This window comes from Micromonospora sp. NPDC047465 (genome assembly GCF_040643125.1).
Classification (GTDB): Bacteria; Actinomycetota; Actinomycetes; order Mycobacteriales; family Micromonosporaceae; genus Micromonospora.
Map to the genome: position 1 here is coordinate 55,401 of NZ_JBEYTP010000032.1, position 26,412 is coordinate 81,812.

21 protein-coding genes are annotated in these 26,412 nt (G+C 72.6%); 14 read left to right on the forward strand and 7 right to left on the reverse strand.

What is annotated here, in order from left to right:
• Positions 1 to 71: 71 nt before the first annotated feature.
• The 3 genes from ABZ793_RS25095 to ABZ793_RS25105 form a co-directional block, all read right to left on the reverse strand.
• On the reverse strand, positions 72 to 815 hold the full coding sequence (locus tag ABZ793_RS25095) for an N-acetyltransferase (protein ID WP_357461617.1): 744 nt from the start codon (positions 813 to 815) through the stop codon (positions 72 to 74).
• A 9-nt stretch (positions 816 to 824) separates the two neighbouring features.
• Entirely contained in the window at positions 825 to 1,523 is a 699-nt protein-coding gene (locus tag ABZ793_RS25100; protein ID WP_357461619.1) for a DUF998 domain-containing protein, read from the reverse strand.
• A 115-nt stretch (positions 1,524 to 1,638) separates the two neighbouring features.
• Positions 1,639 to 3,462: a long-chain fatty acid--CoA ligase gene (locus ABZ793_RS25105; RefSeq protein ID WP_357461621.1), complete on the reverse strand. Its 1,824-nt coding sequence runs from the start codon at positions 3,460 to 3,462 to the stop codon at positions 1,639 to 1,641.
• Positions 3,463 to 4,037: 575 nt separating this feature from the next.
• On the opposite strand from ABZ793_RS25105, the gene ABZ793_RS25110 reads away from it, so the two are divergent.
• Complete coding sequence (locus ABZ793_RS25110) at positions 4,038 to 4,454, forward strand: hypothetical protein (protein WP_357461623.1); 417 nt, start codon at positions 4,038 to 4,040, stop codon at positions 4,452 to 4,454.
• Between the two features lie 419 nt (positions 4,455 to 4,873).
• Here ABZ793_RS25110 and ABZ793_RS25115 read toward each other — a convergent pair whose 3' ends face one another.
• The gene (locus ABZ793_RS25115; RefSeq protein ID WP_357461625.1) at positions 4,874 to 6,136 is read right to left on the reverse strand and encodes an FAD-dependent oxidoreductase; all 1,263 of its coding nucleotides are present in this window, start codon (positions 6,134 to 6,136) and stop codon (positions 4,874 to 4,876) included.
• Positions 6,137 to 6,290: 154 nt separating this feature from the next.
• Between ABZ793_RS25115 and ABZ793_RS25120 the strand changes: the two genes are divergently transcribed.
• From ABZ793_RS25120 to ABZ793_RS25150, 7 genes are all read left to right on the forward strand, one after another.
• Positions 6,291 to 7,868, forward strand: coding sequence for a helix-turn-helix domain-containing protein (locus ABZ793_RS25120; RefSeq protein ID WP_357461627.1), 1,578 nt, complete (start codon positions 6,291 to 6,293; stop codon positions 7,866 to 7,868).
• Between the two features lie 217 nt (positions 7,869 to 8,085).
• On the forward strand, positions 8,086 to 9,669 hold the full coding sequence (locus ABZ793_RS25125) for a DHA2 family efflux MFS transporter permease subunit (protein ID WP_357461629.1): 1,584 nt from the start codon (positions 8,086 to 8,088) through the stop codon (positions 9,667 to 9,669).
• A gap of 63 nt (positions 9,670 to 9,732) precedes the next feature.
• On the forward strand, positions 9,733 to 10,047 hold the full coding sequence (locus ABZ793_RS25130; RefSeq protein ID WP_357461631.1) for a GNAT family N-acetyltransferase: 315 nt from the start codon (positions 9,733 to 9,735) through the stop codon (positions 10,045 to 10,047).
• Between the two features lie 220 nt (positions 10,048 to 10,267).
• Positions 10,268 to 11,356, forward strand: a complete 1,089-nt coding sequence (locus ABZ793_RS25135) for a PQQ-dependent sugar dehydrogenase (RefSeq protein ID WP_357461633.1) — start codon at positions 10,268 to 10,270, stop codon at positions 11,354 to 11,356.
• Positions 11,357 to 11,563: 207 nt separating this feature from the next.
• Positions 11,564 to 12,958 carry an FAD-dependent oxidoreductase gene (locus tag ABZ793_RS25140; protein ID WP_357461635.1) on the forward strand — a complete coding sequence of 465 codons (1,395 nt, stop codon included), beginning with the start codon at positions 11,564 to 11,566 and terminating at the stop codon, positions 12,956 to 12,958.
• Between the two features lie 201 nt (positions 12,959 to 13,159).
• Positions 13,160 to 14,404, forward strand: coding sequence for a PQQ-binding-like beta-propeller repeat protein (locus ABZ793_RS25145; RefSeq protein ID WP_357461637.1), 1,245 nt, complete (start codon positions 13,160 to 13,162; stop codon positions 14,402 to 14,404).
• 264 nt (positions 14,405 to 14,668) lie between these two features.
• Positions 14,669 to 15,892 (forward strand): multidrug effflux MFS transporter, encoded by a 1,224-nt coding sequence (locus tag ABZ793_RS25150; RefSeq protein ID WP_357461639.1) that lies wholly within the window; start codon positions 14,669 to 14,671, stop codon positions 15,890 to 15,892.
• A gap of 52 nt (positions 15,893 to 15,944) precedes the next feature.
• Here the strand turns inward: ABZ793_RS25150 and ABZ793_RS25155 are convergent, their stop codons facing one another.
• The 3 genes from ABZ793_RS25155 to ABZ793_RS25165 all read right to left on the reverse strand — a co-directional run bounded on the left by ABZ793_RS25155 (position 15,945) and on the right by ABZ793_RS25165 (position 20,417).
• Positions 15,945 to 18,845: a M48 family metalloprotease gene (locus ABZ793_RS25155; RefSeq protein WP_357461641.1), complete on the reverse strand. Its 2,901-nt coding sequence runs from the start codon at positions 18,843 to 18,845 to the stop codon at positions 15,945 to 15,947.
• The gene (locus tag ABZ793_RS25160) at positions 18,845 to 19,381 is read right to left on the reverse strand and encodes a hypothetical protein (RefSeq protein WP_357461643.1); all 537 of its coding nucleotides are present in this window, start codon (positions 19,379 to 19,381) and stop codon (positions 18,845 to 18,847) included. The genes ABZ793_RS25155 and ABZ793_RS25160 overlap by 1 nt, the downstream gene beginning before the upstream one ends.
• Before the next feature lie 160 nt (positions 19,382 to 19,541).
• The gene (locus tag ABZ793_RS25165; RefSeq protein ID WP_357461645.1) at positions 19,542 to 20,417 is read right to left on the reverse strand and encodes an amidohydrolase family protein; all 876 of its coding nucleotides are present in this window, start codon (positions 20,415 to 20,417) and stop codon (positions 19,542 to 19,544) included.
• Between the two features lie 113 nt (positions 20,418 to 20,530).
• Between ABZ793_RS25165 and ABZ793_RS25170 the strand changes: the two genes are divergently transcribed.
• The 6 genes from ABZ793_RS25170 to ABZ793_RS25195 all read left to right on the forward strand — a co-directional run bounded on the left by ABZ793_RS25170 (position 20,531) and on the right by ABZ793_RS25195 (position 26,315).
• Positions 20,531 to 21,763: a M20 family metallopeptidase gene (locus tag ABZ793_RS25170; protein ID WP_357461647.1), complete on the forward strand. Its 1,233-nt coding sequence runs from the start codon at positions 20,531 to 20,533 to the stop codon at positions 21,761 to 21,763.
• The gene (locus ABZ793_RS25175; RefSeq protein WP_357461649.1) at positions 21,760 to 22,761 is read left to right on the forward strand and encodes a Gfo/Idh/MocA family oxidoreductase; all 1,002 of its coding nucleotides are present in this window, start codon (positions 21,760 to 21,762) and stop codon (positions 22,759 to 22,761) included. Before ABZ793_RS25170 ends, ABZ793_RS25175 begins: the two co-directional genes overlap by 4 nt.
• 15 nt (positions 22,762 to 22,776) lie before the next feature.
• On the forward strand, positions 22,777 to 24,072 hold the full coding sequence (locus ABZ793_RS25180) for an extracellular solute-binding protein (RefSeq protein WP_350711949.1): 1,296 nt from the start codon (positions 22,777 to 22,779) through the stop codon (positions 24,070 to 24,072).
• Positions 24,073 to 24,133: 61 nt separating this feature from the next.
• Positions 24,134 to 25,093, forward strand: a complete 960-nt coding sequence (locus ABZ793_RS25185; RefSeq protein WP_357461651.1) for a sugar ABC transporter permease — start codon at positions 24,134 to 24,136, stop codon at positions 25,091 to 25,093.
• A complete protein-coding gene (locus tag ABZ793_RS25190; RefSeq protein ID WP_357461653.1) occupies positions 25,090 to 25,923 on the forward strand; it encodes a carbohydrate ABC transporter permease in 834 nt (277 codons plus the stop codon). The genes ABZ793_RS25185 and ABZ793_RS25190 overlap by 4 nt, the downstream gene beginning before the upstream one ends.
• Before the next feature lie 8 nt (positions 25,924 to 25,931).
• Entirely contained in the window at positions 25,932 to 26,315 is a 384-nt protein-coding gene (locus tag ABZ793_RS25195) for an L-rhamnose mutarotase (protein WP_357461655.1), read from the forward strand.
• Positions 26,316 to 26,412 lie beyond the last annotated feature (97 nt).

Below are 26,412 nucleotides of genomic sequence, written 5' to 3' on the forward strand. Positions count from 1 at the left end.
TCGTCTGCGGAGTAGGGCGAGGTTTGCCCGGCGACCGCCGGGGCCGACCGGTGTAAGCCGTGCGCGGCGGCCTACAGGCGGTGCCGGACCCAGACGTTGGGCTCGACGTAGACGGCGTGGTCGTGCGCCAAGTCGCAGTGCACGGGCACGAGGGCTCCCGGCACGTGGACCGGTCCGCTGGTGTCGAACGGCAGGCCCGTCCAGCGGCGCCAGTCGGCGAGCGTCCCGGTGATCGTCATCGACCGGGGAGCGACGCGTTCGACGCGTCCACCGGCCCGGACGTGCACCCGCAGCCACGGGTCGACCGGCAGGCCGTCCTCGCGGACCTGCGCCGCGTACTCCGTCATCGGCAGGTCGGGCTCGGCGTGCTTGCCGCTCGGGCGGACCGGCGCGACCAGTGTGTCGTAGCCCCGCTTCGCCACGGCCTCCCGCATGGCGGCGAGCATCAGGGCCGACAGGCCGGTGCCCCGCCGGTCCGGCCGGATGCAGATCTCCAGGGCCGAGACGATGTTCGGGGTGGCACCGGTGAGGCGGTTGATGGTGGCACGCTGGATCACCCGGTCCCAGCCGCCGTCGGGCAGCTCCGCCTCCGTCCAGCGCAGCGGCACGGCGTACGCCCGGGCGACGGCGCGTCCGGGCTCGGCGGAGTCGACGGCGACGAACACGAACTCGGGATACAGGTCGTGGGCGACGCCGTAGTAGACGGCACCCATCGGATCCCAGAGCATGAACGGCGGCCACGCCCCGTCGAAGTCGTCGTCGAGCAGCGGTGCCAGGTCCGGGCGGTCCGCCAGGGACACGATCTCCAAAGCCACGGCGGAACCCTAGAGGGTCGGGGCCGCGCGGCGCACCTCGGATTCGGCAGGGGGCGGTTGTGAGTCGCGGAACATCGCTTCGCCCTTGACGAGCCACGCGGCACCGAAGGCGAGCACCGCCACCGCCTCGCACCAGAACAGCGGCTTGAGCGTGTCGCGGACGGAGAAGGGCAGCGCGTTGCTCGCCACAGCGAGCGCGATGGCGCCGATGATGATGCCGCCGCAGGCGTAGTAGATGCCGTTGCGGGCCCGCGTCCGCCCTGTCGCGGGGACCGTCGAGCCGGTCTGGGGGAACAGGAAGATGCAGAAGACGGCCAACAGCACGAACAGGGCAGCGGCCGAGACCTGGTGCAGCCGCCCGATCGTGACGTCGGTGGGCGTGAGCGTTCCCCTCGGCGCACCCGTCGCGGCGGGGAACAGCGCCACCGCTATCGCCAGTACGCCGGCGATCGAGCTGAGGACGTCGTCCACCTTCCGGTAGCGGTAGCAGACGAGGAAGACGCCGATGGCGCACATTCCGCCGACGAAGACGTCTCGCATGCCGGTGTGGTAGGAGGCGCTGATCGAGTCGAGCAGAACGAACCTGCCGGTGAGCATCGCGTTGCCGACCGTCAGCACGATCGGCAGCGCGATGCCGACCGTGCCGATCCCGAGACGGAGACGGCGGAGGGTCACGGCGTCCTGCGGCGGCTTGACGGGCGTGGACATGACGCCTCCCCACTGTGGCAACGGTGCCGGTCAAGCGAGCCGGGCCGGCGGTGCTGTTGCAAGCAGTGGAATCCGTACGACGCTCCGTGTCAATGAGCTGTCCCCGGCAGGGGCGTCAGTGGTCGCGGTAGAGCGCGTCGATGTCGGCGGCGTAGCGCTCCTGCACCACCGCTCGCCGCACCTTCAACGTGGGGGTGAGTTCACCGTCGGCCTCGGTGAGGTCGCGGGGAAGGACGCGGAACTTCTTGATCTGCTCGGCCCGGGACACCGCGCGGTTGGCCCGGTCGACCGCGTGCTGGACCGCCTCCCGCAGCGCCGGGGAATCCCGCAGGTCCGACACCGAGGCGTCCGCGCGACCGTGCGCGGCCCGCCACCCCGGCCACGCCTGCGGATCGATCGTGACCAGCGCGACGAGGTAGGGCCGTCCGTCGCCGATCACCACGCACTGGCTGACCAGCGGATCCGCGCGGACCTGATCCTCGAGCGGGGCGGGGGCGATGTTCTTGCCGGACGCCGTGACGATGATGTCCTTCTTCCGCCCGGTGACCCGCACGTAGCCGTCCTCGTCGAGTGCCCCGAGGTCGCCGGTACGCAGCCAACCGTCGGTGAACGTCTCGCGGGTGGCCTCGGCGTTGTTCCAGTACCCGGGGAAGATCACCCCTCCCCGGGCCAGGATCTCCCCGTCCTCGGCGATCGCGATCTCGACTCCGGGCAGCGGACGACCCACCGTGCCGATCCGCATCGCCGCCGGAGTGTTGGCCGTCAGGGCGGGCGAGGTCTCGGTCAGCCCGTACCCCTCGAGCACCGTGAGGCCGGCGCCGCGGAGAAAGTGCGCGAGCCGTGGCGCCAGCGGTGCCCCGCCGACGATCGCCACCCGGCAGCGTCCGCCCAGCGCCGCCCGCAGCTTGCGATAGACCAGCACGTCGCACACCAGATGCGCCAGCCGCAGCACGGTCCCCGGTCCGCCACGGGTGTCGAGCGCGCGGCTGTACCGCACCGCCACCCGGTCGGCGACCGCGAACAGCCAGCCCCGGTGCTCGTCGGCCGCCTTTCGTCTCGCCCGGTCGTAGATCTTCTCGAACACCCGCGGCACGGCCAGGACGAACGTCGGACGGTACCGGCGGAGCTGGTCCAGCACGCCGCCGATGTCCGCGCTGTGCACCATGGTGGCGCGCGTGTGTACGACGCCGACCTGGATCATCCGGGCGAAGGCGTGGGCCAGGGGCAGGAACAGCACCGTCGACGCGGCGGGATGGAACACCTCCGGCAGGATCGCGGTCGCGTTGCCGACGTCCAGGGCGATGTTGCCGTGCGTCAGGACGCAACCCTTCGGCCGTCCGGTCGTGCCGCTGGTGTACACGATCGTGGCGATGTCGCCCGCCGACACGCGCCGACGGCGGGCCTCCACCTGCCCGACGTCGACGGCGCGGCCGGCCCCGGCCAGTCTGATCAGGTCGCCCGCGTCGATCTGCCACGCGTGCGCCAACGCCGGCAGGGAGCCGCGCAGGCCGTCCAGCATCGCGGCGTGCCCGGCCGTCTCCACCACGCAGGCGACCGCGCCCGAATCGGAGAGGATCCAGGCCAACTGGTCCGCGCTCGACGTGTCGTACACGGGAACCGTCACCGCGCCGACGGACCACAGCGCGTAGTCCACCAGGGTCCACTCGTACCGGGTGCGGCTCATCAGCGCCACCCGGTCGCCCGGCTGGACACCCGCGGCCACCAGACCTCGGGCGACCGCCTGCACGTCGTCGCGGAACTGCCGGCAGGTCACGGTCGTCGCGCCCCGCCCCGACCGGCCAGCCGGCCAGGACCGGGGGTCGGGGTCCGGTCGGACGAACTGCGTCTGGTCCGGATCGCGTTCGGCGTTGTGCCACACCACCTCGGCCAGGCCGAGCTCGACGTTGGTCACGACCGGCGCAACCGCCATCTCCCGCACGCTCGCCCACCTACCCTCAGTCAGGTCGCTGAGAGTTCGATGATGAGGCGTGCACCGGCGTCCGGTCGCGCGAACGGCGAAACCGGGCCGCCTGGTTCCGCGGCGTGATAGCCGACCGTCCCGGCGGCCGAGGACCGCCCGCCACCCGTCCGCCGAAGGTCCCCGCGGCCCGGCGTTGTGGCCGCCGCCGCAGGTGGTGGCCGATACGCGGGCAGCCGGTCTATGGTGACGCCGTGATCCTCTGCGGCCTGTCCGGGCAGCCCCGCTCGTCGGGGCCGCGGGCCGCCGCTGCGCACTCGCGTCCGGTCCCCGCGGCAGCGGCGCCGTCGACGAACGCGCGGACCCGCCTCGTCGCCGACACGACCCTGCGTCACCTCGTCGTGTCGGTGGTCGCCCGCCTCCGCCGGGGCACGGTCGCGCCGATCGTCGCGCCGCCGATCCGGCGGGCGCCCGGCCAGCGCCGCCCGCCGCCACCCGGCCCGACATCCACATGTCCGGCACCGGCGGGCGGAGCGCATCAGCGCTCCGCCCTTTCTTTTCGTCCCGAGCAGGAAGGCACCCCGATCGTGTACGTCGTGAGCAGGCAGGACGAGTTGGGCGTACTGCGGATCGTCCTGGAGGAGCAGTACGAGCGGCACAGCACCCAGCTGGCGCTGCTGGACCGGCAGGCCCGCCGGATGCGCGCCGACGGCGCCGACGTCGAGGCCGCCTCCGCGTTGACCGCCGCCACCCGGCGGGCGCTGGGCGACATCGCCCGGGCACTGCACTACCTGGAACAGGGCCACTACGGCACCTGCGAAGGGTGCCACGGCGACATCCCCATCGAGCACTTGGCGCACCTGCCGTCCGCCCGGTACTGCACCACCTGCCGGCCTGAACCCCACCAGCAGGCCCCCCACGGCACACACACCGCCACCCCCGCCGGCGTACCTTTCGAAGACAAGTGGCCGAAGGCCGGAGCGCCGTCCTGGCGCCGGCTCCACGGCCGGTAGACCACGATCAGACGACGCGGGGACCTACGCGGCCTCCGCCGCGATCTCCATGAACCGGGCGACCCGCAGCAGGTCCCGCGCACGGAAGTAGGCCGGCGCCGTACCAGTAACCGCGCCGGTGGTGCGGATTCGGGTCGTCCGGGCCCGGGCTGCGCCGGCCACGGCGCTTGGCGGCGACGGCGCTGGCGGCGCCGCGCGCGGCGGCACAGCGGCGAAGCTACGCAGGACCGCAGCGCCGACACCCGGCGCCGGTGCGGCAGGGCCGGATCGCGGACCTGGCGGGCGTGGGCGGTGAAGCTCACGACGGCGAGGCTTGCCGGAATGCGGCGCGGCCCGCCGACCGTGGTTCCTGGTCGGCGGGCCGGCGACGTTCTGCCGGGGTGGGCCGGGCCGAGCCGGCCGGCCCTGGGCGGCGCCGGTCAGCGCAGCGGGTCGAAGGGGCGCAGCTCCACGGGCTGCCCACCGCCGGTGATCTGCTCGGCGAGCAGTTCGCCGGTGAGCGGGCCGAGGGTGATGCCCCACATGCCGTGGCCGCCGGCGGCGAAGACGCGCGGCGAGCGGGTCCGGCCGATCAGGGGCAGGCCGTCGGGGGTGCAGGGCCGCGCGCCCACCCACTCGTCGGCGCGGGCGTCGAGGTCGGCGCCCCGCAGCAGCGGCCGCGCGGCCTCGGCGATGGCGGAGATGCGGCGCCGGTCGAGCGGCGCCTCGGCCCTGCGGAACTCCATCATCCCGGCGACGCGCAGCCGGTCCCCGAGGGGCGTGCAGGCGACGCGCTGCGCGGGGAAGTAGACCGGACCGGCCGGCATGTGCTCGATCGCGACGCTGAAGCTGTACCCGCGGCCGGCCTGCACGACGGTCCGGACGCCGAAGCGCCGACCCAGCTCACCGAGCCAGGTGCCGGTTGCCAGCACCACCGCGTCGTAGCGCTCGTCCGTGCCGGCGGAGGTGACCACCCGGACCCCGGTGCCCTCGTCGCGGATGTCGGTGACGTCGGCGCCGGCGACGATCGACGCGCCGCGGGCGCGGACGGAGTCGGCGAGCGCGTGCACGTACTGCCCGGGGTTGATGTACCGCTGGTCGTGCAGGCGGATGGCGGCGCCGACGTTGTCCGACAGCGACGGCTCCACCTCGCGCGCCTCGGCCCCGGTCAGGACGTCGAACTCGATCGCCTGGCCGGCGGAGTGGATGTGCGCCAGCTCGTCCAGCAGGACCGACCGCTCGGCCTCGGTCCGGTACGCGGCCATGAACGACTTCGCCTCGTGCGTCATCGCCCCGACCCCGCCGGCGGCCAGCGCGTCGAACGACTCCAACGCGCGCCGGTTCATCGGGACGAACGCCCGCATCGCGGTGCGCCACTTCGACGGGGTGCTGTGCCGGGCGAAGCCGGTCAGGAACCGCAGGAGCCGGGCGTCGGCGCGCGGCGGCACGTAGACCGGCGACGACGGGCTCAGGACGGCCCGTAGCCCGTAGCGCAGCACCGCCGGCTCCGGCAGGGGAGTGGTGATGCCGGGGGTGAGCCAGCCGGCGTTGCCCCACGACGCGCCCGCCGCCACGCCGGTACGGTCGAGCACGGTGACCTGGACGCCCCGTTCCTGCAGGAACCAGGCGGTGGCCAGCCCGACCATCCCCGCGCCGACGACGGCGACGCGCTGGGGGGCGGGGGCGGACTCGATGGGGGGCATCGGTTTCTCTCCTTCAGGGCAACCGGTCTCTCCTTCGGGGCGACCGGGATCGCGCCCATCCTGTCCCCGACCCGCCGGTACGTCATTGTTCCGGCAGGCCAAGGCTTGTCCCGACGATTGGCCGGAGCGAACAAGGACGAGGCACAATCTGTTCGTGATCACCGTGGCTGGCGTGGTGGACGCGGTCGGCGCCGCGTTGCTGAAGGTCGTCGTACCCGCCGACGAGGCCGAGGTCCGCGACGTGACCCTCGCCGAGGTCGACGAGGCCACGAGCGGCCAGAGCGGCGACCTCGTGCTCGGTGCGGGCATCGGCACCCCGGAGCAGGCGCTCGCCGTCGTCGCACGCTACGCCGAAGCGGGGGCCGCCGGCCTCGTGCTCAAGCCTCCGCTGGCCGGGCACCCCGCCGTGACGGCGGCCGCCGCCGAGCGGCGGCTGACCCTGGTCGAGCTGCAGAGCCACGGTTCGTGGGCCCAGCTCGTCTGGCTGCTGCGCGGGGTGATCGACCGGGCCGTCGCGCCCGGCCCGGCCGACACCGGGGAGACCGGGGTGTACGACGAGCTGTTCGCCCTCGCCGACGCGACCGCCGCCGTGGTCGACGCGCCGGTGACGATCGAGGACGCCCAGTCCCGGGTGCTGGCGTACTCGTCACGTCAGGACCGCACCGACCCGGCGCGCGTCTCGACGATCGTCGGGCGGCGCGCCCCCGGCAATGTGGTCGCGCACTTCCGCTCCCGGGGCGTCTTCCGCAAACTGGCGACCGGCAGCGAGCTGATCTTCGTGCCGCAGGGGCCCGACGGGACGCTGCCCCGGCTCATCATCCCGATCCGGGCCGGGGGCGAGCTGCTCGGCTCGATCTGGGCCGTCGTCGAGGGCCCGGTCCCCGCCGCGCGGCTGCGCGACCTCCAGGGCGCGGCGTCCGTGCTGGCGCTGCACCTGCTCCGCCTGCGGGTGCAGGCCGACGTCGCGCGCCGGGTGTCGGCCGACCGGCTGCGGGCCGCCCTGCGGGCGCCCGGTCGGATGGGCCGGGAGGAGTTGGCGCTGCCCGAGGGCCCGTGGCGGGTCGTCGGGCTCGGCGCGCACGGCGGCACGGGGGAGATGGTGGACAACCTGGCCATGTGGGAGTCGATCACCCGTCGCCACGGGTGGCGCCAACCGCTGATCGCGGACGTCGGCGACGTCCTGTTCGCCGTCCTGGTCGACGACGGCGAGTCGCCCGGTTCCCGGCGCTGGATGGAGCGGCTGATCCGCGACATCGCGGTGCACGACCCGGGGCTGTACGCCGCGTCCGGCGGCGTCGCCAGGAACCTGACGGACCTGCCGCGCTCCCGGGCCGAGGCGGCGGAGCTGCTCGCGCTGCACGGCCCGGCCCGGCAGCGGGGACCGGTGCTGCGGTTCGAGGACCAGTGGGCGGAGGTGGTCGTGCACCGCGTGGTCCGCGCCGTGCCGAGCGCCGACCTGCTGGTCGGCGGGCCGCTGCCGGACCTCGTCGCCCATGACCGGCAGCACGGCACCGACTACGTCGCCACGATCGCGGCCTGGCTGGAGCAGCAGGGCGACCCGAAGCGGGCCGCCCGGCAGTTGCACGTGCACCCCAACACGCTCCGGTACCGCATGCGCCGCCTCGCCGAGGTCGTCGCCGTCGATCTGGAGTCGCCGCGTACGCGGTTGGCGTTGCAGATCCAACTCGCGGCGCTGGGTCCCGCGCCGGGCGCGCCCCGCCCGACGGCATAGCGGGACCACTTTCAACTTCCGGGGCTGGGCCTTTCGGCGCGACTTGTGCGGAGTGACGTCGGCCTCGACAGCCGGAAATCCGGAAGCCGAATGTCACTGCCGGTCGTTAGTCTGCCCGCGGACATCGCTGCGCACGTGACAGCGCGCGCCGGGCCGTGCCTACCGGAACCGGCGCCTGGCCAGCTCCCGCTGGCCCCAACGGGGATCAGGAGACTTTGTGACACAGCAATCCATCGCGACCTCGGACAAGCTCGACGGAGCGGTCCTCAAGGTGGCAGGGGTCGTCGTCCTCGGCGCGATCATGTCGATCCTGGACGTGACGGTCGTCAGCGTCGCCCTGCCGACCTTCCAGCGCGAATTCGACGCGACCTACGCCGAGGTCGCCTGGACGATGACCGCCTACACGCTCGCGCTGGCCACGGTGATCCCGCTCAGCGGCTGGGCCGCCGACCGGTTCGGCACCAAACGCCTCTACATGGTCGCGCTGGCCCTGTTCACGATCGGGTCCGTGCTGTGCGCCACAGCCGACACGATCGGGCAGCTGATCGGCTACCGCGTGCTGCAGGGCCTTGGCGGCGGCATGCTCATGCCGATCGGCATGACGATCATGACCCGGGCGGCCGGACCTAACCGCATCGGCCGGCTGATGGCCGTCCTCGGCATCCCGATGCTGCTCGGGCCCATCGGAGGCCCGATCCTCGGCGGCTGGTTGATCGACACGGCGAGCTGGCACTGGATCTTCCTGATCAACCTGCCGATCGGTGCCATCGCGCTCGTCTACGCCGCGCTGGCGCTGCCGAAGGACGCCCCCGAGCCGTCCGAGTCGTTCGACTTCGTCGGCATGCTGATGCTCTCGCCAGGCCTCGCCCTGTTCCTCTACGGCGTCTCCACGCTGCCCGAGGCCGGCACCTTCACCGACCCCGAGGTGTGGGCGCCCATGCTGGTCGGCGGAGCGCTCGTCGTCGCGTTCGTCCTCTACTCCTTCAAGCCCCGGCACCCCCTGCTCGACCTGCGGCTGTTCGCCAACCGCAACCTGACCATCGCGTCGGTGACCATGTTCGTGTTCATCATCGCGTTCATGGGCGCCGGCATTCTGTTCCCGAGCTACTTCCTGCTGGTCCGCGGCGAGTCGACGCTGGCCGCTGGCCTGCTGATAGCGCCGCAGGGCATCGGCGCGATGATGACGATGCCGGTGGCCGGGATGCTGGCCGACCGGGTGCCCGTCGGTCGCACCGTGCCGTTCGCGCTGGTGCTCATCGCCGCCGGGTTCTTCACCTTCACCCAGCTCGACGCCGACACGTCGTACTGGTTGCTCTGCGGGTCGCTGTTCGTCATGGGCCTCGGCATGGGCGGCACCATGATGCCGATCATGACCTCGGCGCTGAAGACCCTGAACGCCCAGGAGGTCGCCCGCGGTTCCACGCTGGTCAACATCCTCCAGCAGATCGGCGGATCCGTCGGCGCCGCGGTGATGTCGGTGATCCTCACCAACGAGCTGAACGGCTCGCGACCGATCCCCGGCCTGACCGACCCGAGCGGCGAGCCGGTCACCGAAGCCGGCCTTGCCACCGCCGTCCAACAGCAGCCGGAGCTGGCCCAGCAGTTCCCCGTCGACCCGTCGCTGATCGACCGCGGCCTCGACTTCGCCGCCGGTGCGTTCGCGAACACGTTCTGGATCGCGTTCGCGCTGGTGGTGGCCACGTTCATTCCGGCCGCGTTCCTGCCCCGTCGGCGCAAGCCGTCGCACCTGCTCGACGACCAGCAGGCGGAGCCGGAGAAGGTCCCCGTCATGCTCCACTGACCCGCTGGTCGGGGCCGCCGGGCACACCCGGCGACCCCGACCGGTCCGTGGACTGCTCCGTGGTTGGATGGCGGGGTGCAGTTCACCGTGACAGACGCGCCGGAGCGGGAGCGCTTCGAGGCGCGGGACGAGACCGGAGCGCTGGCCGGCATCGTCACCTACCAGCTGACCGGCAGCATCATCGCCTACACCCACACCAAGGTCGACCCGGAGTTCGAGGGTCAGGGTGTGGGATCGACCCTGGCCCGTGCGGTGATGGACGACGCCCGCGTCCGAGGCCGGACAGTGGTCCCGATCTGCCCGTTCCTCAGCGGATGGCTGGAGAAGCACCCCGAATACGACGCCATCGTGGTCCGGTCGACCCGCAAGGTGAAATAGCCGGGCCGGATAACCTTGCGGACGGCCGAGCGAGACCGCGCGCCGCGGGTTCGGGTCGGTCCAGGTGCGTCGCCTGCCGGACGCCCATGCGGCGTCTCCGGGGCGGGCGCCGCGGTGACGGCCCCGAGACGGCGGGACGAGGACAGTGGTCTCGCGCTCGCCTGTCCCTGGCGGGCGACGCCGGCATCAACTGGCGTGTGTCGAAGACCCGGGGTACGCCATGAGAAGACGCAGCCTTGTCGCCGGTATCGCCCTCGTCGTCTGCGTCAGCGTCGCCGGGCCGCCCGCCACGGCGACCGCTAACGGGCCCACCGGCGAGCGCGGACTCGGCTGGAGCGGATTCGACTTCACCCGACCGGAGACCGTCGCCACCGGCCTCGAAGCGCCGTGGGGGCTGGACTTCCTGCCCGACGGCAGCGCGCTCGTCACCGAGCGGAACAGCGGGCGGGTCCTGCGGGTACGCCGTGGGTCGGCCCCGCAGCAGGTCGCGCAGATCTCGGGGGTCGTCGCGACGGGCGAGGCCGGCCTGCTCGGGTTGGCCGTCTCGCCCCGCTACCGCACCGACGGATTCGTGTACGTGTACTTCACCTCCGGCGTCGACAACCGGATCGTCCGCTTCCGGCTCACCGCGCCGCAGGTCCAGCAGCCGATCCTCACCGGGCTCGCCCGGTCCGGCGCGCACAACGGCGGGCGCATCGCGTTCGGCCCCGACGGGATGCTCTACGCGGGCGTCGGCGACGCCGGGCAACCGGCCACCGCCCAGGACCCGTCGCACCGCAACGGCAAGATCCTGCGTATGCGGTCGGACGGCAGCGTGCCGTGGAGCAATCCGACCGCCGGGTCCCTGGTCTACAGCCTCGGTCACCGCAACGTGCAGGGCCTGGCCTGGGACTGGCGGGGCCGGCTCTACGCGACCGAGTTCGGTTCGAGCCGCTTCGACGAGGTCAACCGCATCGTGCCGGGCGGCAACTACGGCTGGCCGGTGGTGGAGGGAGTGGCCGACGACCCGCGCTTCCGCGACCCGATCGTGACGTGGACGCCCGCCGAGGCGTCGCCTAGCGGCGCGGTGATCGTGGGCAGGACGCTCTACGTCGCGGCCCTGCGCGGCGCCCGGCTGTGGGTCGTACCGCTCGACGGGGCCGGCACGCCCACCGCGCAACTCGTCGGCACCTACGGTCGGCTGCGCGCCGTCGCGTACGCACCGGACGGCTCCCTGTGGGTGACGACCAGCAACCGTGACGGCCGGGGCGTTCCCGCGGCAGGCGACGACCGGATCCTGCGGTTCCCGCCGCGCTCCTGGTGGCGGTGACGCCCGCGCCCCGACCCGGGCACGCGTTCGTCATGGTCGCGCAGGCGCACCGAGGACCGGTTGGTGGGCGACCTGCCGGGGCAGCGCCCGCTGCCTGTGCGACGATCGACGAGCGTCATGTCGGCCGGTCCGCCCCGTGGGCCGCGTACGCGTAGCCCGCTCGGCAGGCGCGTGCGCGGCACCTCTCGTACCCCCTTGGAGGGCACGATGCCCCTCTCCCCGGCGAAGGTCTTCGCCGCGTTGAACGCCGTGCGACCAGCCGCCCGGCAGTCTCCGGTCCTGGGCAGGGCCGTCGTGGTCGGCGGCAGTGTCGCCGGGCTGCTGGCCGCCCGGGTGTTGTCCGACCACGCGGAGAGCGTCGTCGTCGTCGACCGGGACGACCTGCATCTGACCGGCGGTCGGCGGGGCGTGCCACAGGGGACGCAGTTGCACGCGCTTCTGCCCGGTGGCTTCCTCCAGCTCGAACGCCTGTTTCCCGGCTTCCGCGACCAAGCACTGGCCCAGGGAGCGATCGAGGCTCCCCCCAGGACCAGACGCGCCTACCTCGACGGCCGGCTGAAGGTTGTCGTGCCCGACGACGCCGACAGCCTGGCGGGCACCCGACCGCTGCTGGAGGGGCTGATCCGTCAGCAGGTGCTTCGACTGCCCAACGTCAAGACGGTCGTGGCCCGCGCCACGGGTCTCGTGTTCGACGGTGGCGCGGCCACCGGCGTCCGCTGCGACGTCGGCGGGGTGCCCGGCGTCGAGAGCGGTGACTTCGTGGTGGACGCCATGGGGCGTTCGAGCAGGCTGTCCGAGTGGCTGGAGCATGCCGGCTGGGACCGCCCCGTCACGCGACGGATGACCGTGGACCTGAACTACGCGACGGCCCTGTTCCGGCGCCCGGAGACGGATCCGGACCTCACGGTCGTCATGGCGCTGCACAGTCCGGGAACGTCGCCGGACGTGGCCGGCGCCGCGGTCTTCGCCGTCGAGGACGGCCGGTGGATGGCGATGATGGCCGGGTACGGCGACAACCGCCCGGGAAGCACCGCCGAGGATTTCGTGCGGCGGCTGCGGGACCAGTTCCCGCCGGAGTTCGGTGACGTCGCCGGGAACGAGATGCTCGGCGACGTCCGGACCTACCGCCATGCCGACAGCCGGCGGCGGGACTTCCACGCGCTCAAGCGGTTCCCGGCCCGGCTGGTGAGCGTCGGCGACGCGGTCGCGTCGTTCAACCCGGTGTACGGGCAGGGGATGACCGCGGCGGCCCTGCACGCGGCCTGCCTGTCGGTGTACCTGCGGTCACGGCCGGATCCGGCCCTGCCCGCGCGCCGGTTCTTCGACTGGCAGAGGGTCGTGGTCGACGCCGCGTGGTCGACGTCCACCTCCGCCGACCTGGCCCTGCCGCACGTCGACGGCCCCTACCCGCGCGGCCACCGGTTCTCGAGTTGGATCAGCCGGCAGATCGTGACGGCGACCGTCACGGACGTGGCGGTCGCGCGGCGGTTCAACGAGGTCGTTTCCATGCGTGCGCATCCGAGGTCGCTGGCCGCACCGGGCGTGGTGCTGGCCGCCCTGCGCGCCAACCGTCGGCACCCCGACCGCGCCATCTTCCGGTAGTTCCGGCGTCACGCCTTCTCGGGGTGCGGGCGGGTCCTACGGTGGGGCCTTCGCCGCCGATTGAGGGAGAGACCGTTGTCACCGTCGTACCGCCCGCCTCGATGGAGCCTCGCCGGAACGGCCCTGAGCCTGGTCCTCGGGCTCGCCGCGTGCGCCGGGCCTCGAACGGAGCCGCCGGAGCGGCCTGCGCCGCAGGTCGAGGTGAGCCAGGAGACCCTACGGGGCCGGGGCAGCCGGCCGGGGCAGGAAGGCCCCGACCCGGTCTGGTCGGTGTCGGTCACCCGGCTCGTCGATCAGCTGGCGCAGATCGGCCAGCTGATCGTCGTGCCCGGCGAGCGGGAACTCCGGGCGGTGGACCGGTCCACCGGGCAGGACCGGTGGCGCCATCCGTTCCCGACGAGCTATCAGTACGCGGTCACCGACGGTCTGATAGTCGCGAGCGCCAGCGACGGAGGACCGCTGGAGGTGCTCGACGCGGTCACCGGCGCCACCCGCTGGCGGGCCGAGGACACCCAGGACGTCATCGTCCAGCAACAGGTCGTCTACAACAAGGAGTGCGTGGGCACAGGGCAGTCGGCGAAGTGCGTGGTCATCGCCCGGGACGTCCGGGACGGCCGTCAGCTCTGGAAACTGGCCGCCGACCGGTTCGCCCGGGTGACCGACGTCGCGCTCGGTGCGCGTATTCCGTATGCCCCGCCCACCGGCCGGTACGTGGCGGTGCGGCTGAGCGCGTCCGCCCCTACCTACACGGCAGTCGCGACCACCACCGGCAAGGCTGGGGCCGGGCGGTTGCCGAGCCGGGCCTGGTACGGCTTCGTCGCAGGCGACCTGCTGGTGACCACCGACAACGATCCACCCCGGGGCGATCGGCAGTGCACCGTCAGCATCGACACCGTCAACGCGGCAACCGGTGCCAGAGGCTGGTCCGGTGAGGTCTTCAGCGGGCGTAACGAGGATGGTGAGTGCGTCAGGCGGTTGACGAACCATCAGAGCGGGCTGGTCCTGATCGGGGCCGGCACCCGGCTCGTCGCGGTCAGCGCGACCGGCCGGCCACAGTTGGTGGACCTGCGCAACGGCAAGGCGGAGTGGGAGGGTGCCACCTCCGGCGTACCGATCGACGGGGACGACCGGTCGGTGCTGGTGCGGCGCAACGCCGACGAGGGTGAGCTGGAGCTGCTCGACATGACCACCGGCGCATCGCGGTGGACCGCGCCGGATCCGGGGCTCTCCGGTGGGTCGGCGAGTTGGCGGTCGACCGTGACCGGACGGCTCGTGGCGGTCAGCGCTGCGACGGCCGGCCGGCCGTTCGTGATCGTCTACGACGTGCCGACCGGCCGCCAACTCGGCCATTACCCCGGTTGGCTCGCTGGCGCCGGAGACGACTGGGTCGCGGTGAGCCATTCCGGGGGATCGGACGGGATCACCCTGGACCTGCACACGTTCTGAACCGGTCCGTCCCGCCGGCCGCGTTCGTTCAACTGGCAGGCGGCGTCCGGTCACTGCTGGCTGGCCGCCGATCAAGAGGCCGCAGTGTGATCTCCGTTGCGTCCCGGCCCGCGGGGGAATGAGATCACCGGACCGGGGTTTGGAGCCAGTTATGACTTCTGCACAGTCCCCGCGGCTGCGGGTCGACCGGTCGGAAACGATCCGATGACCGCTACCGTCGATACTCCCGCTGGTCCCGCTGCCTCGGGGACGCCGGGTGACCTGATGAGCGCAAGGCAACGCCTGCGGCTCATCCTCGTGCTCGGGTCGCTGATCGCGGTGGGTCCGCTGACCATCGACATGTACCTGCCCGCGCTGCCCGCGATCGTCGCGGACTTCCAGACCACGTCGGCGGCGGTCCAACTCACCCTCACCGGCACGCTGGCGGGCCTCGCCGTCGGCCAGTTGCTGATCGGCCCGCTGTCCGACGCCGTCGGGCGGCGCGTGCCGCTGATCGCCGGTATCGCGCTGCACGTCGTGGCGTCGGTGCTCTGCGTCCTCGCACCGAACATCGCGGTACTCGGTGTGTTGCGGGTGGTGCAGGGCCTCGGCGTGGCGGCGGCCTCGGTGGTCGCGATGGCCGTGGTCCGCGACCTGTTCAGCGGCGCGGCCTTCGCCACGCTGCTCTCCCGGCTGCTGCTGGTCATGGGGGCGGCGCCGATCCTCGCCCCGACCCTCGGCGGCGGGCTGCTGCGCTGGACGGACTGGCGCGGCGTGTTCGTGGCCCTGGCCGTCCTCGGGGTGCTGCTCGTCGTGGTCGCCGCGCTCGGGCTGCGCGAGACGCTGCCGGCAGACCGGCGCCAGCGCGGCGGGGTGGTCGCGACGGTTGTCGTGTACGGCTCGCTGCTGCGGGACCGCACGTTCGTGGGCCTCGTCCTGGTCGCCGGGCTCGCCATGGCGGCCTTGTTCGCCTACGTGGCCGGGTCGTCGTTCGTCCTGCAGGAGCAGTACGGGCTGAACGAGCAGCAGTTCGGGCTGGCCTTCGGCGCGGGCGCGGTGGGGCTGATCGCGGCGACGCAGTTCAACGTACGGCTGCTGCGCCGCTATTCGCCGCAGCGGATCCTCGTCGTCGCCCTGGCTGTGGGAACGGGCGCCGGTGTGGCGCTGCTCGCCTTCGCCGCGACGGGGCTCGGCGGTCTGCCGAGCCTGCTGGCGTCGTTGTGGGTGGTGCTCGCCGCGGCGGGGCTTGCGATGCCGAACGCGCCGGCCCTGGCCCTGTCCCGGCACGGGGAAGCGGCCGGTACCGCATCGGCCCTGCTCGGCGCGGTGCAGTTCGGCGTCGGCGCGCTGGCCGCGCCCCTGGTGGGCGTGCTGGGCACGGGCGCGGTCGCCATGGCCCTCGTGGTCGCGGGTGGCATGGTGGCGGCGATGGTGGTCCTGCTCGTGGTGGTGCGGCCGTCCCGGCTCGCCGAACTGGAACCGGCGGCGGTGGTCGTGGCAGCGCACTGAGGAGCTGCCGTGTTCCGTGGCCGGGCGGCGCTCGCGTCGCCGCCCGGCGCTGTCACGGGCGCTTCAGGCCGCCGTCTCGCAGCACCACGTCGGTCCGGTCGAGCAGCGACGTGAGGGCGTCGCTGGCCTTGGCGATGCTGTCGTTTGATGCCGCGAAGAGGGCGGCATCCCCCTGGTCCAGCGATTGTTGGCACTCCTGACTACCCTTTGCCCCTTGTTCGATGAACCTGCGCCAGAGCACCTGGCCCTGAGGGTCGGGCACCCGGAAGTAGCGGTCGGCGTCCCGCGCGACCTGACCGATGTCGGCACAGATCGGCCGGAACGTGGCCGGGTCGATCTCGGCGCGTGCGCTGTTCGCGGCGTCTGCGGCGTCCGCGGCCTGGATCTGTGCCGTACCGAGGCGTTCGAGGGCGACGGCGTAGCGCCTCACCAGGTCCCCTGCGCCGAGGTTCTTCCACGCGAGCACCTGCATGGCTCTTGTCTCGGCGGACACCGCCGGCGGCTCACCAACGGGCACCATGAGCTGCACGTTGGCCGCGGCCTCACGTTTCGAGGAACCCTTCATGTCCAGCAGGCTCGCTTCCTCCAGCACGGTGACCCCCACCGCGGCGGCGCACAACACACCGACGCACAGCCGTCGGGCGACCAGCCCGCCCCGTCCTTCCCTCGCCGGACGCGCCTCGGCGGCGTGGTGCCCTCCGGGTGTCCACACCCGGCGGATCGCGGAAACGGTTGCGGCCGCGATGACGGCCGTGACCGCGGCGACCACGAGAACCTGGCCCACGAGAAGCTGGACCAGCGGCCAGGCCGCGGCAGGACGCCACTGGCAGGACGACGCCAGGGTGTTCAGCAGCGGAACGCACCCGTCGAACGACAGGAGGACGAACCACCCGCAGAGGCCGATCAACGCCGCGAGCTCGGCGGTGATGATCGCGATGAGCAGCCGGTGGCGACTCGCGACCACGCTCGCGGCGACGGCGGCTGCCGTGGCCGCCGTCACCAGGGCCACCAACACCCAGCCCTCGTAGATCCAGAGGTACAGGCCACCCCGCTGCCCACGCGGTGGTTGCCAGGAATGCATGTACGCCGCCGCGCCCGCGACGGCCACCCAGCCCGACACCCCGCCCAGCGCCGCGACTCCGAGCATCCCTCGCAGCGGCGGCAGCTCCACAGGTGGCTCCACCGCGGCCGGCTCCCGCAGCGCGCCGGGCACCCAGCGGAGCGTGGCCGTAGCCCGTCGGCTCGTCCAGGCCAGCAGCGGCACGGCCCACAGGGCCGCGACCATCGGTAGGACGAGGGGCTGGTCCAGGCTGTGCAACAGCGGGTGGACGATGCCGATCACGCTGGCCGCGGCAGGATGGTCGGTCACCTCGCCGGGGTAGTCGCGCTCCAGCAGCGCACGCGTGTCGAACACCGGCCCGTTCAGGTACTGAGAGCCCCACTCGCGCCACCACGTGAACCATGCCGACAACACAAGGCACGCGGATGCCAACCCCGCCAGCATCACCGGCCGGATCGTCCGGCCCGGCCATGCCCTGAGCCACAGGTGGGCGCACTGCGCGACCCACCAGGTGAACGCCGTCCCGGCGAGAACCACCAGCACCAGGATCGCGGGGCGTTGGGGCAGCCACTCGGTGAGCACGATGTCGTTCAGCACCAGCTCGCCGGCCATCATCCCCGTTCCCAGCCACAGCCCTGCCCGCAGGCCGGAGGGCACACGCCGCCCGGTGAGCACGGCATGGGCCACGGCACGCCACAGGGCGACCCCCACCAGCCCGGTGACCAGCCCCGCCGCCGCGACAGCCGCCACCTGGCCGAGCCACGGGCGGGTCAGATCGGACATGCTCAGGTACAACCGCACCTGGGAGTTGATCAGAGTCGCGGCGACCCCGGTCAGGAACATCGGCAGCGACCGCAGACCGAACAGCACCGCCGGATCGTCCAGCGCCTCTCGGCGCAGGTCCCATCGCGGATGGGTGCGCCACAGCTCGACGAACGAGGCGCCCAGCCGCCTCAGTCTCCCCTCGGGCGGGCCCGGGGTCGCCACCGCCCAGGGGCGGGGGTCGGCACCCCATCGCGCCGCGGCCAGATCGGCGTAGATCTCCCGGCTGCGCAACACGTCCGACCGCGCGAGATAGATCAGCGCCACCAGGGAGGCCGCCAGCACGAGGCTACGTGTCGCGAACGGCACCGCACCGGGCCACTCCGGCGACCACGGCCCACCCGGGAACGCGATGATCCACCACACGACGTAGGGGAGGAGCACCACTGCCAGGAACACCCGCCACACCGCGACGGTGGCGTAGGCGAGGGTGACGTCGCCGTTGCGGATGTGGGCGAACTCGTGCAGCAGCACCGCCCGGAACGCCTCCGGATCGGTGGCCCTGCGGGCGAGCAGGCCACCGTGCAGGCACACCGTCGGCCGGCGGTTGCGGCCGAACACCACCGCCCCGGTCGAGGCCGCCGCCGGATCCACGACGACATTCGGCGTACGGGCCAGACCAGCCGACGCCGCCAGACTCTCCACGGTGCGCAGGATCTCGCCGTCACGGTCGATCGCCGTCAGCGGGACGACCCGGCCACGCCGCGCCTTCCAGAGATGCAGGCACCAGAACAGCACGCTGGCCAACACCACCAGCAGAGCCGGCCACGCCAGGCGGATCCACCACGGCAGCGGTCGCTCATGGCGGGCGATGCACGCCTCGTAGGCATCCACGTTGGCCATGAAGCTGGCCTCGCCGGCCGCGCTGTAGGCATCGTTGGGATCCATCCCGGTGGCGAGCAGGCAGGCGAAGCCCTCCACGCTGTCGGTGTCGGAGAGCCACGCGGTGACGTTGGCCGTCATGGTCGCGCTGCTCACCAGCAGCAAGACCACCAGCAGCGCGAACCGCACGGTCGTGCCGGCACCCATCGCCCGCTCGTCGACCCGCGACCGGGCAGGCTCGGCGACCATCACGCCCTGTCCGCGGGCCCGGGCCTGTCCGGGCTCACGGGCTCCGGCACGGGTGTCGCCGGCGCGGTCAGCGCCAGCCGGGTCACCAGCGCGTCGGCGATCGCCGTGGCCCGCTCGTCGTCCAGGCCGCGCTGCACGGCGACCTCCAACACTCGCTGCCGTACGTCGCCGAGTTGCTCGCGGGTCAACGCGGGGATCTCCACGGGCGCGGCCCGCCGGCGAAAGACCTTGCGCAGCATGGCTCTCGTCCCCTTGGCCGCGCCATCCACGGCCGAAGCGGCAGCCCGGTCGGCGAGCTGCTGCACGACCAGCCACACCACCGGGGTCGCCAACGCCACGACCTCGCCCCACCCGAAACCCAACGGCTCACGCCGCCTGCCCCGGGTGCCCAACCGCCGTACCACCGTGGCGTCGTCGAACGCGACCAGCCCGTCCACCAGAGGCAACTCCTCCGGGGCGACCGAGGCCACCACGTCCCGGACCACCTCGCGCACCTTGACCCCGCCGGCCGCGCCTTCCTCGTCAGTAGTGGTCACCACACCTCCCCGAGCCGCCCGGAAACCGGGCGCCAATGACATGGGCACATGTGCATGTCTATCCGCACGGTGCCACTCGCCGGCCGGCCCCGGAAGCGGGTGGGAGCTCCTGACGGAATGATGGAGTGCGTTTCTCCGGGATGTGCGGACCGTTCTGGTTCTACATCTGGCGGTCGGCGGCGGGGCGGCCGGTGGGCGCCGCGCCGGTGCGCTGGTCCAGGGCGCGCAGGAGGTTGGCGCCGAGGACGTCGTCCCGTTCGGCGGCGGAGAGTTCGTCGAGGCCGACCGGGTGCAGGGTCTGTGCGAACGACACGTGGTCGAGGCTGGGCGGGAAGTCCGAACCCCAGTACAGGCGTCGGGTGCCGAAGTGCGTCAGGAGCAGCTCGACGAACGGTCGTGCCGCCTCGTGCGGGTAGCCGTGGGAGGGCTCGCTGACGGCGTACAGCCCGGAGATCTTGACTCCGACGTGGGGTAGCCGTGCCAGGTGGGTGAGGGGCGTGAGGATCTCCCGTGCCTCGTCGCCGGTGGGCACCACGGGCTGCGTGCCGGGCAGCCCGAGGTGGCTGAACAGGATCGTGCACCCGTCCAGGGCGGCGAGGGCCGGGCCGAGCCGGTCGGTCGCGGCGGGTGTGGCGTTCAGGCTGAGCAGCGCGGCGGTGCTGTTCAGTGCCGCCGTGTTGCGCGCCAGCCAGTCGCTGAAGCGGTCCGCCGAGGTCGGTTCGGCCAGGTAGGCGGCGATGCCCACGAAGCCCGCCGACCACCAGCGGTCGAGCGAGTCTCCGTCGGTTGGTCCATTTGGTGGGACGTAGGCGACCGGCGCGATCCAGTCGTGCGCGGCGGCGAGGGAGGCCAGGTGGCGGTTGTTCCCGGCGAAGCCCGCCTCGCCTTCGTAGCCGATCACCAGCGACCGGACGATGCCGTGTTCGCGGCGTAAGCCTTGGTAGACGGCCAGTTCGTCGCCGCCGGCGGGGGAGCGGCCGTAGCGGCCGGGGTAGCCGGCGGCGAACAGGTGCAGGTGGGCGTCGGCGCGTTGCATGGTTCGGACCCTAACTCAAATTTCGCCTGGCCATTGACGCGGAGACACCCCTGACTTAGGTTCTTGTCTCAATTAGGTCCGGATTACGTTGGCGCGAGCGAGGAGTGAGCCGGGTGACGCTGCCAGGCGACGAGGTTGATGAGCTGGTACGGCTGCGGCGTCAGCTTCACCGGCACCCCGAGCTGCGGTTCACGGAGCGGCAGACCGCAGCTACCCTGGAGCGCTTGCTCGGGCCACTCGGCCGGATTCGCACCGGAATTGCCGACACCGGCGTGGTCCTGGAGATCGACGGTGGTGCCCCGGGGCCGACGGTCCTTCTTCGGGCCGATATGGACGCCTATCCCGTGCAGGACAGCAAGCAGGAGCCGTACGCGTCCCGCAATCCGGGCGTGTGCCACGCCTGTGGGCACGACGTGCACATGACCGTCGCCTACGGGGTCGCCGCCCGGCTCGCCGCGGACCCACCCGCCCGGGGCGCAGTGACGGTGCTGTTCCAGCCGGCCGAGGAGATCCCGTTCGGCGCCGACTCGGGAGCCGCCGCGGTCCTGGCCGACGAGGCGTTCCGCGACCGCCGGTTCGACGCCGTGCTCGGGCTGCACTGCTGGCCCGACCTGCCGGCGGGAGCGGTGGGGATCGACCGGGCGACCGCGATGGCGGCCAAGGACGCGTTCCGCGTCGAGGTGCTCGGGCGGGCCGCGCACGCCGCCACCCCGGCGCTGGGCCGGGACGCCATCCTCGGCCTGACCGCCATGGTGTCCACGTTGCACGCCGCCGTCTCCCGGTCCCGCAACCCCGACGAACTGGTCGCCTTCAACATCGGCACGATCGCCGGGGGAGCGAGCCAGAGCCAGGTCGCCGAGCGGGCCGAGGCCACCGGGACGCTGCGTACCCACGACCCCGTCGTCCGGGAGCGGCTGAAGGAGGTCATCGAACGCGTCGCCCGCCAGCAGGCCGCCGCGCTCGACCTCGGCGTACGGTTCACCTGGGCCAACGAGATGCCGCCGGTGCGCAACGCCCCGGAGGTGGTGGCTCTCGCGCACGCCGAGCTGTCGGGGCACGTCGACGTCGTCGACCTGCCGGTACCGCCCCTGACCACCGACGACTTCGCCCTGCTGGGCGCGCTCGGCCCGAGCCTGTACGTCAAGCTCGGGGTCACCGGCGAACGCGGTGGCGCGCCGCTGCACTCCGGCGCGTTCGACGTCGACGAGCGGTGCCTCGCGACCGGGGTCGCCGCCCTGGAGCGCCTCACCCGGGCGGTCCTCGACGGTCGGCTCGCGGGGAAGGCACCGGCCCCGGTCGCCGGCGCGGGCACCGCGGCGACGCCGGCCGAGGCGGTGGCCCGGTGAGCGCCCGGCCGCGGGTGGCCGTAGTCGGGGCGGGCGCGTTCGGCACCCGGCACGTCGCCGCGTACCGGTCGCTCGGTGTCCGGGTGGACGCGCTGGTCGACCCGGACACCGCCACCCGGGAGCGGGTCGCCGCCCAGCACGGCATCCCGCGTACGTTCGATTCCGTCGCGGCCCTGCTCGCGCAGGCGGCGCCGGATGTCGCCTCCGTGTGCGTGCCCGGGCCGGCGCACCGCGCCGTCGCGGTCGCACTGATCGCCGCCGGGATTCCCGTGCTGGTCGAAAAGCCGCTGGCCGCGACGGTCGCCGACGCCACGGCGATCGTCGCGGCCGCCGAGGCGCACGGGGTGCTCTGCCAGCCGGGGCACATCCTGCGGCACAGCCCCGCCCACCGGGCGCTGCACGACGCGGTCCGCGAGGGCCGCCTGGGCCGGGTGCTGGCCGTCTCCTCGCGCCGGGACCGCCCCCGCTCCCTGACCCGGCTCTTCCCGAACGACCATCCCGCACTGCTGACCGCGGTGCACGACATCGACCTCGCGCTCTGGTACGCGGCAGCGCCGGTGGTCGAGGTGCGCGCGGCGGCCCGGACCCTACCGGGATCGGCGACGCCGGTCCTGGTCTGGGCGGAGCTCCGACACGCCAACGACGTCGTGTCGTCGATCCGCAACAGCTATCTCCTGCCCGAACACACCCCCAACCACACCTCCGACCTGGTCGAGGTGTACGGCACCGGCGGGGTCGGTCACGTCGACCTCGGACATCCCACGGTGCTGGTGCAGGCCGAGCAGACCGAGGCACCGGACTGGCTGCTCTCCCCGGTCGACGGCGGCGGCGCGCTCGCCGCCGAACTCCGGCACTTCCTCCGCCAGGTCGACGGCAGCGACGTCTCCCCGGTCGTTCCCCTGGCCGACGGACTGCACGTGGTCCAGATCGCCGCCGCCGTGGTCGACAGCGCCGCCGCCGACGGCGCCGTCCGCCGCATCCCTCATCCCCCTCGCTGACAGGAGCTTCTGCCGATGAATCGACGTAGATTGGCCGGTCTCGTCGCCGCGGGCGTTGCCGCCGCCGCGCTGCTGACCGGCTGCGGTGGCGACGACGCCGCGGGCGGCCCGGTCACCCTGAAGGTGCTGACCTGGGAGCCGGGCGGCACCGAGTACTGGAAGCAGGTCAAGACCAGCTTCGAGGCCAGCCACCCGGACATCAAGCTCGAGATGCAGTCGGTGCCGTTCGACAAGTACCCCGAGGTGCAGGGCCCGTACATCACCTCGCAGTCGGGGCCGGACGTGATGGCCAACAACGCCGGCCTGGAGCTGTTCGACCGGCGCGGTGCGTACGTGCCGCTGGGCGACAAGGCCGCCGAGATCAACAAGGACCTCGTCACCTACAGCGGAGCCTGCGAGGGCTTCGACACCAGCAAGCCCTGCTACGGCGTGCCCTTCTCGTACCAGGGCAACGTCCTCTACTACAACAAGGACGTGCTGAAGGCCGCCGGGCTGGACCCGGAGCGGCCCCCGGCGACCTGGGACGAGTTCGGCGCGGCCTGCGACGCGGTCGCCAAGACGGGGAAGACCTGCCTCGCCCTGGGCCTGTCCGGCACGTTCCCGGCCTACTGGGACTTCCCGGAGATCGCCCGCAGCTACCTGAGCGAGGACGACATCCGCGGGTTGCTCGCGGGCAGCCTGTCCTGGAAGGACCCGAAGCTGGTTTCGGTGCTGGAGAAGCTGGCCGAGATCACCACCAAGGGCTGGGCGAACAAGAACGCGCCGTCGATCACGATGCTTCCCGACGGGGCGGACATCTTCCAGCGCGGCGGCGCCGCCTTCGCCGGGACGATCATCTCGGACGCGGTGAACTGGGAGGCGTTCGGCAAGGCCCTCGGCGACGACAAGCTCGGCGTGACCCGCTGGCCGGCGGCCAACCCGACGGCGCCGCTGGCGCAGAAGTTCTCCGGCATCGAGGGCGCCGTCTACGGGGTGACCCAGTGGAGCAAGAAGAAGGACGCCGGCCTGGCGTTCATCACCTGGCTCGCCGGCAAGGAGAACGGCGAGCTGTGGGTCAAGCACGCCAAGGGCCAGCCGCTGAACAAGAACGTCGACAAGGCCCTGCTGCCCTCCTCGCCGGCCTTCCAGAAGATCCAGGAACTGGTGGCGGAGCCGACCCTGCACGCCGGGGTGATGCTCTCCGGCCCGGAGGCCGACGCGCTGGCCCGCGGCTGGCAGCAGGTCACCCTCGGCCAGCTCACCGTCGACAAGTGGGCCGAGCAGATGCAGCAGGCCCTGGAGCGCAGCCCGACGAAGAAGCAGAACAAGTAGTCGCCCCGGGCGGGGTGGCCCCGGCCGCCCCGCCCGGCCCGCCCGGAAAGAGGAACCCCCGATGAGCATCTCCACCGCGCCGGTGTCGGAGCCGGTGGTCGCGGACCGCCCGCCCGAGCCCGCACGCCGTCCGGCCCGCGCCGCGCGGCTCCGGGAGTGGTGGCTGGGCGCCGCCCTGGTGCTGCCGGCGCTGGCCCTGGCCGTCGCGTTCAAGTTCGTGCCCCTCGGCCGGGGCGTGGTCACCAGCCTCGAATCGTCGAGCGGTTTCGGTGGCAGTTCCTTCGCCGGCGCCGACAACTACACCCGGATGCTCGACGACCCGGTGGTGCGCTCCAGTTTCCGCAACGCGCTGCTCGTGGTGGCGACGCTGCCGATCTGGGTCGTGCTGCCCCTGGTCCTGGCGGTGGTCATCCACCAGCGCGCCCCGGGCTGGAAGTTCTTCCGCGCCGTGTACTTCATCCCGTACACCATCGCGCCGATCGTCGTCGGCATCATGTTCCGGCAGATCCTCGCCCCGGACGGGCCGCTCAACGCCTTCCTGCGCTCGGTCGGGCTGGACCCCCTGGCCCTCGAGTGGCTCAACGGCCGCTACAGCGCCCTGTTCTCGCTCGTCGCGGTGGCCCTGTGGAGCCTGTTCGGCCTGGGCGTGATGACGTACCTCGCCGGCCTGGCCACCATCCCCGACGAGGTCCTCGAGGCCGCCTATCTCGACGGGGCGAAATTCTGGCGGCGGCTGTTCTCGGTGGTCGTGCCGATGCTGCGGCCCACCGTCGCCTACTGGAGCGTGCTGTGCGCCTCCGGCGTGCTGATCTGGCTGTTCCCGCTGATCTACGCGCTGACCCAGGGCGGGCCGGGGGACGCCACCATGCTCCCCGAGTACCTGGTCTTCCTCACCACCTTCCAGTTCCTCGACCGGGGGTACGGCTCCGCCATCGGCATCGCCCTGTTCGTCTTCGTCGCCCTGCTGTCGATCCTCAGCGTGCGGCACATGTTCACAGAGGGGACCCGCAAGTCGCGATGAACCGGCGTGCCACCGCCCGGCTGGGGCGTTACCTGTTGACCTTCGCGCTGGTGGTCGTCGCGGTCGCGGCGGTCTACCCGTTGCTGTTCACCATCGTCAGCTCGCTGAAGACGCAGACGGGCTTCGCGCGGGACCCGCTGGGCCTGCCCGCCGGCGTGACCCTGGAGAACTACCTCGAGGCGTTCCGCCGGATGGACATGCCGCGGCTGCTGCTGAACTCCCTGATCACCACCGCCGGTGGGCTGGTGCTGTCGGTGCTGGCCGCGCTGCTGGTCGCGTACGCGGTGACCAAGCTGCGCTTCCGGGGCGGCAAGCTGGTCTTCCTGCTGATCATCGTCACGTTGACCATCCCCAGCCAGGCGATCATCTATCCGCTGTACCAGACCGTGCTGGACCTGGGCATGTCCGGGCAGTACCAGGGCCTGATCCTGGCGTACGCGGCGTTCGGCCTGCCGTTGGGCACGTACCAGCTGGCCGGTTACTTCCAGCAGGTGCCCGACGAGCTGATCGAGGCGGCCAGGGTGGACGGCGCCGGCCACTTCACCATCCTGTTCCGCCTGTTGGCGCCGATCGCGACCCCGGCGCTGGCCGCGCTGGCCATCTTCAACTTCGTCTGGATGTGGAACGACCTGCTGCTGCCCCTGGTCATCATGGGCGGCTCGGACAGCAAGACGTTGATGGTCGGTGTCTCCCTGCTCAGCGGCCAGTACGACGTGTCGGTGCCGCTGGTCAGCGCCGGTCTGATCGTCGCGCTGCTGCCGGTGCTGATCGTCTATCTGGTCTTCCAGCGGCAGCTGGTGGCCGGCGCGCTGGCCGGCTCCGGCAAGTGAGCCCGCCGGTGGAGGTTTCCGGTGCGGACGGGGCGGCCGGGCCGGGGGAGTCCGGGCCCGGGGTCCAGCTGTGCCACCTCTACCGGCTGCGCCCGGGGGCGGAGCGGGAGTACGAGCGCCGGCACGCCGAGATCTGGCCGGAGATGTCGGCGTTGCTCGACGACGCCGGCATCTACGACTACCACATCTACCGGCACGGGCTGCTGCTGATCTGCGTGCTGCGGACCCGGCACGGTCACCCGTACGCCCGGCGGGTCACCGGCGCGTCCGCCGTGCAGGCCCGCTGGACCCGGTCCCTGGCGCACCTGTTCGCCGAGATCGCCGACGCCGACGGCGAACCGCTGTGGGCGTACCCGGTATTCCACCACGCGGGCCGTCCCGCGGGATGCTGAGCGCGGCGTCGCGCACCCCCGTGGCCCGGCGGACCGTCCCGCCGGGCGGCGGGCGCCGGGCGTGGACGGCCTCACCTGGACGGTCCGCCTCGATCCC

Excerpts from the sequence above, each read along its gene's own strand:
- ABZ793_RS25100 (WP_357461619.1), bottom strand. The coding sequence starts at position 1,523 with ATGTCCACGCCCGTCAAGCCGCCGCAGGACGCCGTGACCCTCCGCCGT.
- ABZ793_RS25115 (WP_357461625.1), bottom strand. The coding sequence starts at position 6,136 with ATGCCCCCCATCGAGTCCGCCCCCGCCCCCCAGCGCGTCGCCGTCGTC.
- ABZ793_RS25135 (WP_357461633.1), top strand. The coding sequence starts at position 10,268 with ATGAGAAGACGCAGCCTTGTCGCCGGTATCGCCCTCGTCGTCTGCGTC.
- ABZ793_RS25140 (WP_357461635.1), top strand. The coding sequence starts at position 11,564 with ATGCCCCTCTCCCCGGCGAAGGTCTTCGCCGCGTTGAACGCCGTGCGA.
- ABZ793_RS25150 (WP_357461639.1), top strand. The coding sequence starts at position 14,669 with ATGAGCGCAAGGCAACGCCTGCGGCTCATCCTCGTGCTCGGGTCGCTG.
- ABZ793_RS25155 (WP_357461641.1), bottom strand. The coding sequence starts at position 18,845 with ATGGTCGCCGAGCCTGCCCGGTCGCGGGTCGACGAGCGGGCGATGGGT.
- ABZ793_RS25165 (WP_357461645.1), bottom strand. The coding sequence starts at position 20,417 with ATGCAACGCGCCGACGCCCACCTGCACCTGTTCGCCGCCGGCTACCCC.
- ABZ793_RS25180 (WP_350711949.1), top strand. The coding sequence starts at position 22,777 with ATGAATCGACGTAGATTGGCCGGTCTCGTCGCCGCGGGCGTTGCCGCC.
- ABZ793_RS25185 (WP_357461651.1), top strand. The coding sequence starts at position 24,134 with ATGAGCATCTCCACCGCGCCGGTGTCGGAGCCGGTGGTCGCGGACCGC.
- ABZ793_RS25190 (WP_357461653.1), top strand. The coding sequence starts at position 25,090 with ATGAACCGGCGTGCCACCGCCCGGCTGGGGCGTTACCTGTTGACCTTC.